The following is a 12,379-nucleotide window of genomic DNA, read 5'->3' as shown; positions in this document are numbered from 1 at the left end:
GTGCCGGCGGCGCCAGCCGCCGGCATGCTGATTCGATCGGTGCCCCATGCTGAATTTTCTCGTCAAACGCCTGTTCGGCCTGCTGCCCACGCTTGCGATCGTCGCGGTGCTGGTGTTCCTGTTCGTCCACCTGCTGCCGGGCGATCCGGCGCGGCTCGCGGCCGGGCCCGAAGCCGACGATGCGACGGTCGCGCTGGTGCGTACCGATCTCGGCCTCGACCAGCCGCTGCCCGCGCAGTTCGTGAACTTCTTCGTGAAGATCTCGCACGGCGATTTCGGCCTGTCGACCCGCAGCAAGCGGCCGGTCTCGACCGAGATCGGCGAGCGCTTCATGCCGACGCTGCTGCTGACGCTTGTCAGCATGGCGTGGGCGACGGCCTTCGGGATGGCGATCGGCATCGCGTCGGCGGTGTGGCGCAACCGCTGGCCCGACCGCCTCGGCATGACGCTCGCGGTGTCGGGCATCTCGTTCCCGGCGTTCGCGCTGGGCATGCTGCTGATGGAAATTTTCTCGGTGAAGCTCGGCTGGCTGCCGGTCGTGCCGGACGGCTCGTGGAAGAGCTACGTGCTGCCGTCGCTGACGCTCGGCGCCGCGGTCGCGGCCGTGATGGCGCGCTTCACGCGGGCGTCGTTCGTCGAGGTGCTGAATGAGGATTTCGTGCGCACCGCGCGCGCGAAGGGCGTGCGCGAGCCGATGGTGGTGCTCAAGCACTGCCTGCGCAACGCGATGATCCCGGTTGTCACGATGATGGGGCTGCAGTTCGGCTTCCTGCTCGGCGGCTCGATCGTCGTCGAGGTCGTGTTCAACTGGCCGGGGCTCGGGCGCCTGCTCGTCGACGCGGTGACGATGCGCGACTACCCGGTGATCCAGGCGATCGTGTTGCTGTTTTCGCTCGAGTTCATCCTGATCAACCTGACCGTCGACGTGCTGTACGCGGTCATCAACCCGACCATCCGGTTCAAGTGAGGCGCACATGAACGCGACTGTCCAGCCCGCGGCGCCGGCCGCACCGACCGCGATCCGCACGCCGTGGCGCGAATTCTGGCGCAAGTTCCGCAAGCAGACCGTCGCGCTCGTCGCGGGCGGCTTCGTGCTGGCGCTCGTCGTGCTGGCGTTCGTCGGCCCGCACATCGCGCCGTTCGATCCGGAAAACTATTTCGACTACGACGCGCTGAACGCGGGGCCGTCGGCCGTGCACTGGTTCGGCGTCGATTCGCTGGGCCGCGACATCTTCAGCCGGATCATCGCGGGCACGCGCATCTCGCTCGCGGCCGGCTTCTTCTCGGTCGCGCTCGGCGCGGTGATCGGCACGTTCTTCGGGCTGCTCGCCGGCTACTACGAAGGCTGGTGGGACCGCATCACGATGCGCGTGGCCGACGTGCTGTTCGCGTTCCCGGGCATCCTGCTCGCGATCGGCGTGGTCGCGATCCTCGGCAACGGGATGGTCAACGTGATCTGCGCGGTCGCGATCTTCAGCATCCCGGCGTTCGCGCGGCTCGTGCGCGGCAACACGCTGATGCTCAAGCACATGACCTATGTCGAGGCCGCGCGCAGCATCGGCGCGTCGGACTGGACGATCATCATGCGGCACATCCTGCCGGGCACCGTGTCGTCGGTCGTCGTCTACTTCACGATGCGGATCGGCACGTCGATCATCACGGCCGCGAGCCTGTCGTTCCTCGGGCTCGGCGCCCAGCCGCCGACGCCGGAGTGGGGCGCGATGCTCAACGAAGCGCGCGCGGACATGGTGACGGCGCCGCACATCGCGATCTTCCCGAGCCTCGCGATCTTCCTGACCGTGCTCGCGTTCAACCTGCTCGGCGACGGGCTGCGCGACGCGCTCGATCCGAAGCTGGAGCGCCGCTGATGCGCATCGCACCGATGTGGACGGCGACGCTGCCGGCCGGGCCGCGCGGCACGATCGCCGATGTGTCGGGCGTGACGGTCGGCCATTGCACGCTGGATGCCGGCAACGTGCAGACGGGCGTGACCGTCGTGAAGCCGCATCCGGGCGACGTGTACCGCAGCAAGGTGCCGGCCGGGGCTGCCGTGATCAACGGCTTCGGCAAGAGCGTCGGGCTCGTGCAGGTCGACGAGCTCGGCACGCTCGACACGCCGATCGCGCTGACCAATACGTTCGGCGTCGGCGCGGTTGCGCAGGCGCAGATTCGCGCGGCGATCGCGGCGAATCCGTCAATCGGCCGCGACTGGTCGACCGTCAACCCGCTCGTGTTCGAGTGCAACGACGGCTACCTGAACGATATCCAGGCGTTCGCGGTCACGGCCGCGCATTACGACGACGCGTGCCGCGCAGCATCGCGTGACGTCGCACGCGGCGCGGTGGGCGCCGGGCGCGGGATGTCGTGTTTCGACCTGAAGGGCGGGATCGGTTCGGCGTCGCGCGTTGCTGTCGCGGCCGGGCGGCCCTATACGGTCGGCGCGCTCGTGCTCGCGAATTTCGGCCGGCTGCCGATGCTGACGCTCGGCGGCGTGCCGCTCGGAGGCATCGTCGCGCAACGGCGTGCGGCCGAGGCCGCGCACGCGGCACCGCCCGAGCAGGGCTCGATCATCCTGTTGCTGGCCACCGATGCGCCGCTGGACGCGCGGCAACTGTCGCGGCTCGCGCGCCGTGCGGGCGCGGGGCTGGCTCGCACGGGCTCGGTCTACGGGCACGGCAGCGGCGACATCGCGCTCGCATTTTCCACCGCATACACGATCGGGCACGACGCATCGACCATCGCGCTGCCGGCCCTCGTTGCCGATGCGGCGCTCGATCCGCTGTTCATGGCCGCGGCCGAAAGCGTCGAGCACGCGATCGCCGACGCGCTGCTGCAGGCCGTGACGGTGGCCGGGCGCGACGGCCACGTGCGGCAATCGCTGCGCGATGCGGTGCCCGATCTCGATCGCCTGTTCAACGAAGGCCACAAAGGACGTCTTGCCCAGTCATGAAGATCCTGATTTCGACCGACATCGAAGGCGTCGCCGGCGTATTCGCCACCGAGCAGACGCGCGCCGGCAATCCGGAATACGAACGCGCGCGCCGCTGGATGACCGCCGAGGCGAACGCGGCGATCGAAGGCGCGTTCATGGGCGGCGCGCAGGCGGTGTGGGTCAACGATTCGCACGGCGGCTTTCGCAACCTGCTGCCCGACGGGCTCGATGCGCGTGCGCGTGTCGTGCTCGGCAAGCCGCGCACGCTCGGGATGATGGCGGGCCTCGAACAGCAGCCCGACCTCGTGTTCATGATCGGCTATCACGCGAAATCGCAGACGCGCGGCGTACTCGCGCATACGATCAACGGCTTCGCGTTCACGCAGGTGTGGCTGAATGGTGTCGAGCTCGGCGAAGCCGGGCTGTACGGCGCGCTGGCACGCGAATATGGTGCACACGTCGCGCTGGCCACGGGCGACGACGTGTTCGCGGAGGAAACGCAGCCGCTGTTTCCCGATGCGCATTTCGAGACGGTCAAGACCGCTGGCGGCGCATCGAGCGGCGATACGCTCACGCCCGCCGCGTCCTGCGCGCGGATCGCAGCCGCTGCGCGCGACGCGGTGGCGCGGGCAGTGTCGGCTGGCGTGCGCGCGGGCGCCCATCGGCCCGCGCCGGCCGCGTGCACGCTGCGCGTGCAGACGGCGGCGCTGGCCGACCTGTTCTGCGTGCTGCCGTCGCTCGAGCGCGTCGATGCGGTGACGCTGCGCTTCGACGGGCCTTCGGTCGAGCATGTGGTGCGCACGCTGAACAGTTTGTCGGCGATGTCGTTCATGTTGCGGTGATGCGCGTTACTGCCATGCCGCTTGCACGCCGCGCGTCGTCAGTGGTTGCCGACAGGGTTCGCCGTCACGGCGAGCAGGAACGCTTCCATCGCCGTGACCAGTGCCAGCGGCGTCTCGTTCATCGGGTAGTGGCCGGCATTGCGCAGCACGTCGACGGTGGCGAGCGGATAGCGTCGCAGGTAGGTGCGGGCCATCAGCGCGGCGTCGAACGCCGGATCGTGCTCGCCGATCAGCACTTTCACCGGATGGATGCCCGCGATCTCGTCGCTGAAATCCGTATCGGCCCACGCGCGGAAGTACGCGCCGAACGCCGGCGGCGACGAACGGGCTGCCGAATACGCGGCTTTCCACTCGACCCAGGCGGCGGGCAGCCGGCCGCCGGTGCTGCGGTCGATGATGGTCCGGCGATCGGCGACGTGGTCGGCGGCGCGCTCGAATAGCGCGCGTTTCTCCGCGTCGAACGGCAGGCCACCGCAAGGCACCGGCGTGATCGGCACCAGCGCGCGCACGCGCTCGGGGGCCATGACGGCGATTTTCTCGGCCGCCATCGCGCCCATCGAGTGGCCGACGATGCTGAAGGTCGCGAAATCGAGTGAGTCGGCCAGTGCAAGCGCGTCGGCGGCGATCTCGTCGATCGTGTAGTCACCCGCAGCGTCGCGCAGGCGGCCGTAACCTCGGTAGTCCATGAAGACATAGCTGAAGTGCTCGCGCGACAGCCACGCTTCGACGGGTTCGAATGCGTGGGCGTCGCCGAACCAGCCGGGCAGTACAAGAACAGGGTGGGGGCCGTCCCCCACGCGATGAAACGTATTCGGCATGTCCGCTCCGATGCAGTGGTGATCCGGCCGATCAGGCCGACGGGTCTTGCGGCCGTCTGGTCGCGCAAGGGTGGAGCGGATCGTAAATCGAGCGAAGGAGACCCGCCTTCGATATCGGGTCATTGATGATGGAATTCCGGCCGTGAGAAATACGCTGCTAGATCCCTACGAACACATTCCCCGGAGCGTGGTCGTGACCGCCAACGACTATGCGGCCGGCACGACGTTTCCGGCGCACGCGCACGGGCGCGGGCAATTCGCGTTCGCGTCGCGCGGCACGATCAGCGTGTCGACGCCGCACGGGCGCTGGCTGGTGCCGCCGCAGCGCGCGTGCTGGGTGCCTGCCGGCGTGCGGCACGAAATGACGATGACCGGGCCGGTCACGATGCTGAACACCTTCGTGTCCGGCGATGCGGCGCAGGAAGCGGGCCTGCCCGAGCAGTGCGGCGTCTACGGCGTATCGGCGCTGCTGCGGCAACTGATCGACGATGCGATCGACCTGCCGGCCCTGTATGACGTCGACGGACGCGCGGGCAAGCTGATGGCGCTGCTGGTCGCGGAAATCGCGACGATGCCGCGCCTGTCGCTGCATGCGCCGCTGCCGGCCGACGCACGGCTGGCGAAGGTATGCCGGCACCTGCTCGCGTCGCCGTCGATCGCGGCGGATCTCGACCAGGTGGCCGCCGACGCCGGCTTGAGCCGCCGCACGTTCACGCGGCAGTTCCGCGCGCAGACAGGCGTGAGTTTTGCCGCATGGCGCCAGCAGGTGTGCATGCTCGCGGCGATCGCGCGCCTGAGCGACGGGCAATCGGTGACGCGCGTCGCACTCGATCTCGGGTACGCGAGCGCAAGCGCGTTCACGTCGGCGTTTCGCCGCATCCTGGGCGATACGCCGAGCCGGTACCTGGAGATTCGGCGCTAACCGGAAGGAATCGGCGCGCGTCACGACCGTGCACGGGTTGCCACCAAAAAATACGCGCCTGCCAATTTCGGTCAGACGCGTTTAAAGGCACTCGGTCAGAAAAAATGCGCGCACGGCCTGCCGGACAGTGTCGCGCATTACATGCGTAATTGTTGCTTCTTCCGATTCAATCTCGTTGACTCGTTGTGGATAGCGAAGAATACGCCGCATAACGCGCAAACGAAATCCCGCGGGACTCGCGACTCATGTGCGGTTGCAGCAGCATGCGTTTCAATCGTGCGTTCGATGCAGGGGCAGAAGCCCCTTGCAATGGGCGTCGGCGCTGATGGCCAGGCGCGATGCGCCGCAGCATCGAATGCTGGCGACGGAGCACGAAAAACGCCGTGTGGCGCGATACCTGTCGGAATCGCGCCACACGGCGGTGCGGGAGCGGGCGATGCCGGCGTGCGCCGGCTCGCGCGTCACACGTCGAAGAACACCGTTTCGTCCGGCCCCTGCATGCGGATGTCGAAGCGGTAGACCACCGGACGGCCCGGCTGCGCGTCGCGTTTCGCGACGAGCGTCGCGCGGCGCTCGGCCGGCACCGCGTTCAGCACGGGGTCGGCCGCGTTCGCGGCGGCTTCGTCGTCGAAGTACACGCGCGTGAACGCATGGGTGAGGATCCCGCGCATCATCACGGTCACGTTGATGTGCGGCGCTTCGTTGGCGGCGAGGCGACCCGGCTTCACCGTCTCGACGACGAAGCGCTGCTGCGCATCGGTGCCGGTGCCGACCCGCGCGAAGCCCGTGAAGCCGGATTTCGCGATGTCGTCGCGCGACGCGGGGTAGCGGCCCGCGCCGTCCACCTGCGTGAATTCGAGCACCGCATCGCCGACGACGTTGCCGTCGCCATCGAACACCTGGCCGACCAGCAGCACGTGCTCGCCTTCGGCGTGGGCCGCGGCGATCGTCGGCGTGAACAGGCTCTTCAGGTCGTAGTCGTATTGCTGCGGGCACAGGCCGTACGCGAAGTACGGGCCGACCGTCTGCGAAGGGGTTTGTTTCAGCGTCGTCATGGTTCAGCGCTCCATCGGAGTAGCGTCGCGGCCGCGCAGCACGATGTCGAATTCGTAGCCGAGCGCATAGCCTTCTTCGGTGATGTCCATCGAGAAGCGCGAGATCAGGCGATCGCGCGCGGCCTCGGGCGTGCCCTGGAAGATCGGGTCGTACGCGAGCAGCGGGTCGCCGGGGAAGTACATCTGCGTGACGAGACGCGAACCGAAGTAATCGCCGAACAGCGAGAAATGGATGTGATTCGGGCGCCACGCGTTCGGATGGTTGCCCCACGGATACGCGCCCGGCTTGATCGTCAGGAAGCGGTAGCGGCCTTCGTCGTCGGTCAGGCAGCGGCCCGCGCCGAGGAAGTTCGGGTCGAGCGGCGCGTCGTGCTGGTCGACCTTGTGCACGTAGCGGCCGGCCGCGTTCGCCTGCCACACCTCGACGAGCGTGTTGCGCACGGGCTTGCCGCCTTCGTCGAGCACGCGGCCCGTGACGACCATGCGCTCGCCGAGCGGCTCGCCGTTCTTCACGGCGTTCTTCGTCAGGTCATGGTCGAGCGCGCCGAGATCTTCGGCACCGTAGACCGGCGCGTACTGGTCGCGCAGTTTCTCCTTCAGCGGGATCAGCGGGCGGGTCGGGCCGCGTTTCACGGACGAACGGTACTCGGGGTGGACATAGGCCGGATGCGACGGCCAGTCGCGCGGCGTGAGGATCGTGGGGGAATCCATCGGGCGTCTCCTGATAGGTATTTCGCGAAGGGGATGGCAGGACTTTAGCCAATCCGGAAAGTTATGCAAAATGACCTTTTTTCGCGAATCGTATAACCGTTCGTTATGTTGGACGCGCCAATGAAAATTCCGCCGGACAGGATGCCTGTCCGGCGGAAAAAGCGATCGGGCTTCGCGTCGTCGGTGACGACCCCGTGCACGGCCCTCCAGCCAGCCCGTCGCTGCTTTTTTGTGTTGTCGTTCTTGTTGTTATCCGGTCTCCCTGAGCGCGCCTGTTATGACTGCCGGCCGGGATCGAACACGATCCCGTCGAATTCGAGTGACAGCGTGCCGCTGCGCAGCAGTGCGGCGGGCGTCGCGTCGCGGTCGGCACCGAGCACGTCGCTCACGTAGTCCGCGCAGAACCCGCGCCGTGTCCGCAGGTTGAAGCGGTTGCCGAGCAGCGCGTCGATCCGCTGTTCCGCCGTTGCGTGTACCTGGCGCTGCGCATCGGCGGTCGGTGCCGAGACGCGGCGTGCCAGCGCGATGCGCCCGCCGTCGGTACGGGCGACGAAGCGCGACAGTGGCGTGAGCTTCGTCCACGCAAACGCGGATTCGGCGATCACGGGCTCGTCGCCCGATGTGTCGACGACGATGCCGAAGCGATTGGCCCATGCACCCGTCGAGCCCGTCGCACCTGCCGCGTCGCGGGGTGCATGCGCCGGCACGCGGATGAACACGAGATCCCCGACGTGCGCGCTGGCGGCCAGCGTGCGGACCGTGGCGAGCGGCATCGTGCGATCCGTGTCGCGGGCATCGCGCGGGGCGGTGTGATGCGATTCGTAGGCAGCGGTTTCGGTTCGGGTGGTCATTTCGGCTCCGTCGTTCAGTGACAGCACGGAGCGGATTATGCAGACAAGTACCCGAAAGTGTTCATCTGCGTGCGCAGGTAGCCTAATATCTGACCTGGAGCATCATTTTTCGATACCAAAATGACCGAAACCGCCCAACTCATCGAAATGCTGAAGCGCCAGTTGAAGGCGCAAGGCATGACCTACCGCGACGTCGCGCGTGCGCTCGACGTTTCCGAGACCAGCGTGAAGCGGCTGTTTGCCAGCGGCCGCTTTACGCTGGAGCGCGTCGTGGAGATCTCTCAGCTGCTCGGCTATACGCTGGCCGAGCTCGTGCAGGAGGCGTCCGCGTCGGCGCCGAGGCTGCACGTGCTGACCGAGCAGCAGGAGGCGCTGCTCGTGTCGGACGACAAGCTGCTGCTCGTTGCCGTCTGCGCGATCAACTACTGGACCGTGCAGGACATCGTGTCGGCCTATCAGGTGACGAAGGCCGAATGCGTGAAATACCTGCTGATGCTCGACCGGATGAACGTCGTCGCGCTGTTGCCGGGCGACCGGATTCGCGTGCGCGTCGCGCGCGATTTCGACTGGCTGCCGGGCGGGCCGATCCGCCGTTATTTCCATGCGCACGCGCTCGGCGATTTCCTCGACAGCCGCTTCGACGGGGAAGGCGAAACGATGACGTTCTCGCAGGGGATGCTGACGGAGGCCGCGTCCGCGGAGCTCGAGCTGGAGTTGCGCCGGCTGCGCAGCAAGGCGGCCGCGCTGCATGCGGAATCGTCGTCCGCACCGCTCGCGCAGAAGCACGGCACCAGCTTGCTGATCGCGAAGCGGATGTGGGAGCCGGCCGGTTTCCAGGCGCTGCGGCGCCACGCGTGACACCTCGTCGAGTGCTTGGGGCTATCCGGAAAGTTATGCAAAATGGCATTTCATCGTCACTCGCATAACCACCCGTTATGAATAACCGTATCGCCGACGGCCGCGTCAAGTTCCGGCACCTGCAGTGTTTTCTCGCGGTCGCGCAGCTGGGCGGCGTGCAGAAGGCGGCCGAAAGCCTGTCGATCACGCAGCCGGCCGTCTCGAAGACGATCGCCGAGCTGGAGGCGATCCTCGGCGTGAAGCTGTTCGAGCGCGGCCGGCAGGGCGCGCAGCCGACCCGCGAAGCGCAACTGTTCCTGCCGCACGCGAACGCGTGCGTGCTGGCGCTGCGGCAGGGCGTCGGGCTGCTCGCGCGCGAGGGCGGGGCCGCTGCTGCGACGCTGGAAATCGGCATGCTGCCGACCGTCGCGGCATCGCTCGCGCCCGCATTGATGAAGGCGCTCGCCGAGCGCTGGCCGCGCGTCGTCGTGAGGATCGCGACGGCCGCGAACGCCGATCTGCTCGAGCGCCTGAAGTCCGGTGCGATCGAGTGCGCGATCGGGCGACTGTCGGAGCCGGAGCGGATGATCGGGCTCGCGTTCGAGCAGCTGTACAACGAGCCGCTCGTCGCGGTCGTGCGCGCCGGGCATCCGCTGCTGTCGAGCGCGGCGCCGGCGGCCGAGCTCGCGCGCTATCCGGTCGTGCTGCCGCCGTTCGGCACGCTGATTCGCCAGTCGGCCGAGCAACTGCTCGGTGCCTGCGGCGCGCCGCCGCTGGATTCGTTCATCGAGGTGCTGTCGGTATCGGTCGCGCGCGCGCTCGCGCTCGAGAACGATGCGGTCTGGTTCGTGCCGCTCTATGCGGCCGAGTACGACCTGTCGGCCGGGGCGCTGGCACGCCTGCCGCTGCCGTCAGCCGGCACCGACGAGCCGGTCGGGCTGGTGCTGCGCACCGATGCGCAGCCGTCGCCGGTCGCGCGGACGCTCATCGATGCCGTGCGCGATATCGCGCGGTCGCGGTTCGGCGAGACGCGCGCACGCGGGACGTCACGCGCGGCACGCAAGCCGGCTCGTCGCGACAATTGACCCGTCGGGCCGTGCGGCAAGCGCGGCCCGGCCCGGTACCCGGCTGCCGGATTGGCCATCCGGTCAGTAGCCGGCCTCGCGGTGCTTGGCATATCGTACCGATTTTGGTACGATTGGTGTCAAGACGATGACGAGACAGCAGATCCAGGTCACGCTCGGCGTGCGGTTCTTCCAGACGGCCCGTGGCAACGAGCCGGTGCGCGAATGGCTGAAGGCGCTCGGGCAAGCGGAGCGAAGGGCGATCGGTGAAGAGATCAAGACCGTGCAACTCGGCTGGCCGCTCGGCATGCCGCTGGTCCGGAAGATGGCGCGGGATCTATGGGAGATCCGCGTGATGCTGCCGGGGCGGAGCGCCCGCGTGCTGTTCACGGTCGTCGGCGAAACGATGGTCTTGTTGCACGGCTTCTTCAAGCAGTCGCGGGCCACGCCGTCGGATGATCTCGATATCACCGTCGCGCGCCTGAAAGCGCTGACGCGCGCCATCTGAATTTCCCGGTTGCGCTGGAACGCACCGTCTCCGACGGGCAGGCAGCCGGCAACGCCATGCACTGGAGTACCCCATGACGACCACGAACAACCCGCATATCGGCAGCGATTTCGATTCCTTCCTCGAGGAGGACGGCAATCTCGAAGCGGCCACCGCCACCGCGATCAAGCGCGTGATCGCCTGGCAGATCGGGCAGGAAATGAAGGCGCAGCACATCACGAAAACCGCGATGGCCGCACGGATGAAAACCAGCCGCGCCGCGCTCAACCGTCTGCTCGACGAAACCGACACGAGCCTCACGCTGGCGACGCTCGCGAGCGCGGCCGCCGCGCTCGGCAAACGGCTCAGCTTCGAGCTGGTGCCGGCCTGACGGGCGTGAAGAAGCGGCGTGCGGCCGAGTCTGCATCGCGACGCGTAATGCGTGCGGCGGAATGGCCGGCAATCCGGCCCACGGCTCGGCCATGACGCGCGGGCGTGTCGCCGCAAGCGGGCGAATGTCGGCCCGCGCGCACACGCCGGGTCACTGACGCGGCGCGGCCACTTGTAGATAAAGCAGCGCACCGCCCGCGAGCAGCAGCGGGCACAGGATGTACCAGCCAGTCGTCAGGAACAGCCCGGCGACCGCGACCAGCGAAATCCATGCGCAGCGGTAAGCGATCCCGCCGCGCGGCAGCAGTTTCAGCGCGGCGGCCGCGCCGAGTCCATACACCATCACGAAGCATCCGGACGTAACGAGCACGAGCGGCTTCGGCCCGACGTCCGACAGCGTCGTCGCGGCCAGTGCGACGGCGGCGAGCACGGCGATTACGCCGAGGCTGTGGCGCGGGACGCCGCCGACCTGGCTGCCATGCGCGAGCCACGCGGGCAACGCGCCGTCGCGCCCAAGCGCCGCGCCGAGCTTGGCCGCACCCGCGAAATACGCGTTCATCGTGCCGAGCGTGAGCAGCAGCGCGGCCACGGCGGCCAGCACCTGCGCATGACCACCGATGCCGCCTGCGATCAGTTCGGCGAGCGGCGCACCCGATGCGCCCGCGGACGGCCCGAGCACCGTCACGCTCGCGGCCGCGACCGACAGATACAGGAACCCGACCACCACGACCGCGATCCCGGCCGAGCGCGGCATGTCGTGCGCGGGCCGGCGGAATTCGGCTGCGAGATGCGTGATCGCTTCCCAGCCGGCGAAACTCCACACGAGCAGCGCGGCGGCCTGGCCGACCGCGAGCCAGCCGTGCGGCGCGAACGGATGCAGGTTCGCGGTGCGCGCATGCGGCGCGGACGCGAGCACCGCGGCCAGCAGCAGCGTGACGAGCAGCGCCGACAACACGAGCTGCATGCGGCCCGACACGGTGACGCCGAATGCATTCGCGGCCGACACGATCGCGATCAGCGCGGCAGCCGTGACGACGACGGTCGTGTGCCCGCCGCCCGTGACGGCCGCGACGTATGCGCCACCGAACATCGCGGCAGCCGGCGCGCCGGCCGGTACCGCGAAGTAGAAGCACCAGCCGACGATCGCCGCGGCTTTCGGCCCGAATGCGCGCCGGGCGTAGGTCGAGACGCCGCCTGCGTCGGGATAGCGTGCGCCGAGTGCGGCGAAGGTGGCCGCGAGCGGCCCGGACAGCACGACGAGCGCGGCCCATGCGAGCAGCGAGGCCGGGCCCGCGACTTCGGCAGCCAGCGCGGGCAGCGCGATCACGCCTGTGCCGAGCACCGCGCCGATATAGAGCGCGGCACCCTGGAAAATCGTCAGTGAGCCCGCGTGATGAGCGGCGGGCGAATCGGCATGCGAGGGCATGGACAGCAGTCTCCGGAAGTCTTGTCGTGTTCGAGCGCGAGCGT

At 68.3% G+C, this 12,379-nt stretch carries 14 protein-coding genes; 9 read left to right on the top strand and 5 right to left on the bottom strand.

The annotated features are described in order from the left end of the window. Positions 1 to 46 precede the first annotated feature (46 nt). Genes gsiC through ACN8ZM_RS23865 form a run of 4 tightly spaced genes read left to right on the top strand, consistent with a single transcriptional unit; the run spans position 47 to position 3,774 of the window. Positions 47 to 967, top strand: coding sequence for a glutathione ABC transporter permease GsiC (gene gsiC / locus ACN8ZM_RS23880; RefSeq protein WP_043183383.1), 921 nt, complete (start codon positions 47 to 49; stop codon positions 965 to 967). Between the two features lie 7 nt (positions 968 to 974). Beyond that, complete coding sequence (gsiD, locus tag ACN8ZM_RS23875) at positions 975 to 1,868, top strand: glutathione ABC transporter permease GsiD (RefSeq protein WP_043183385.1); 894 nt, start codon at positions 975 to 977, stop codon at positions 1,866 to 1,868. Next, positions 1,868 to 2,950, top strand: coding sequence for a P1 family peptidase (locus ACN8ZM_RS23870; RefSeq protein ID WP_420212568.1), 1,083 nt, complete (start codon positions 1,868 to 1,870; stop codon positions 2,948 to 2,950). Before gsiD ends, ACN8ZM_RS23870 begins: the two co-directional genes overlap by 1 nt. Next, on the top strand, positions 2,947 to 3,774 hold the full coding sequence (locus tag ACN8ZM_RS23865) for a M55 family metallopeptidase (RefSeq protein ID WP_420212567.1): 828 nt from the start codon (positions 2,947 to 2,949) through the stop codon (positions 3,772 to 3,774). Before ACN8ZM_RS23870 ends, ACN8ZM_RS23865 begins: the two co-directional genes overlap by 4 nt. A gap of 38 nt (positions 3,775 to 3,812) precedes the next feature. On the opposite strand, the gene ACN8ZM_RS23860 is transcribed toward ACN8ZM_RS23865, so the two are convergent. Then, the gene (locus tag ACN8ZM_RS23860; protein WP_043183389.1) at positions 3,813 to 4,592 is read right to left on the bottom strand and encodes an alpha/beta fold hydrolase; all 780 of its coding nucleotides are present in this window, start codon (positions 4,590 to 4,592) and stop codon (positions 3,813 to 3,815) included. Positions 4,593 to 4,734: 142 nt separating this feature from the next. Here ACN8ZM_RS23860 and ACN8ZM_RS23855 point away from each other — a divergent pair, with 142 nt between their 5' ends. Then, entirely contained in the window at positions 4,735 to 5,514 is a 780-nt protein-coding gene (locus tag ACN8ZM_RS23855; protein ID WP_205823635.1) for an AraC family transcriptional regulator, read from the top strand. A gap of 461 nt (positions 5,515 to 5,975) precedes the next feature. Here the strand turns inward: ACN8ZM_RS23855 and pcaG are convergent, their stop codons facing one another. The 3 genes from pcaG to ACN8ZM_RS23840 form a co-directional block, all read right to left on the bottom strand. Beyond that, positions 5,976 to 6,569 (bottom strand): protocatechuate 3,4-dioxygenase subunit alpha, encoded by a 594-nt coding sequence (gene pcaG, locus ACN8ZM_RS23850; RefSeq protein WP_420212566.1) that lies wholly within the window; start codon positions 6,567 to 6,569, stop codon positions 5,976 to 5,978. A 3-nt stretch (positions 6,570 to 6,572) separates the two neighbouring features. Beyond that, a complete protein-coding gene (pcaH, locus tag ACN8ZM_RS23845) occupies positions 6,573 to 7,280 on the bottom strand; it encodes a protocatechuate 3,4-dioxygenase subunit beta (protein ID WP_006489685.1) in 708 nt (235 codons plus the stop codon). Positions 7,281 to 7,555: 275 nt separating this feature from the next. Next, positions 7,556 to 8,131, bottom strand: a complete 576-nt coding sequence (locus tag ACN8ZM_RS23840; RefSeq protein WP_301766619.1) for a YiiX/YebB-like N1pC/P60 family cysteine hydrolase — start codon at positions 8,129 to 8,131, stop codon at positions 7,556 to 7,558. Positions 8,132 to 8,251: 120 nt separating this feature from the next. Here ACN8ZM_RS23840 and ACN8ZM_RS23835 point away from each other — a divergent pair, with 120 nt between their 5' ends. The 4 genes from ACN8ZM_RS23835 (at position 8,252) to ACN8ZM_RS23820 (ending at position 10,910) form a co-directional block, all read left to right on the top strand. Further along, a complete protein-coding gene (locus tag ACN8ZM_RS23835; protein WP_043183393.1) occupies positions 8,252 to 8,989 on the top strand; it encodes a helix-turn-helix domain-containing protein in 738 nt (245 codons plus the stop codon). Positions 8,990 to 9,066: 77 nt separating this feature from the next. Then, positions 9,067 to 10,053: a pca operon transcription factor PcaQ gene (gene pcaQ / locus ACN8ZM_RS23830; protein ID WP_043183394.1), complete on the top strand. Its 987-nt coding sequence runs from the start codon at positions 9,067 to 9,069 to the stop codon at positions 10,051 to 10,053. 127 nt (positions 10,054 to 10,180) lie between these two features. Next, entirely contained in the window at positions 10,181 to 10,540 is a 360-nt protein-coding gene (locus ACN8ZM_RS23825; protein ID WP_043183397.1) for a type II toxin-antitoxin system RelE/ParE family toxin, read from the top strand. Positions 10,541 to 10,613: 73 nt separating this feature from the next. Then, a complete protein-coding gene (locus ACN8ZM_RS23820) occupies positions 10,614 to 10,910 on the top strand; it encodes an XRE family transcriptional regulator (protein ID WP_043183399.1) in 297 nt (98 codons plus the stop codon). A 150-nt stretch (positions 10,911 to 11,060) separates the two neighbouring features. Here the strand turns inward: ACN8ZM_RS23820 and ACN8ZM_RS23815 are convergent, their stop codons facing one another. Further along, entirely contained in the window at positions 11,061 to 12,335 is a 1,275-nt protein-coding gene (locus ACN8ZM_RS23815; protein ID WP_043183400.1) for an APC family permease, read from the bottom strand. Positions 12,336 to 12,379 lie beyond the last annotated feature (44 nt).

It is taken from the genome of Burkholderia aenigmatica, from assembly GCF_048627025.1.
In the GTDB taxonomy this organism is placed as follows: Bacteria; Pseudomonadota; Gammaproteobacteria; order Burkholderiales; family Burkholderiaceae; genus Burkholderia; species Burkholderia aenigmatica.
This window is presented reverse-complemented; position numbering and strand designations above follow the sequence as displayed.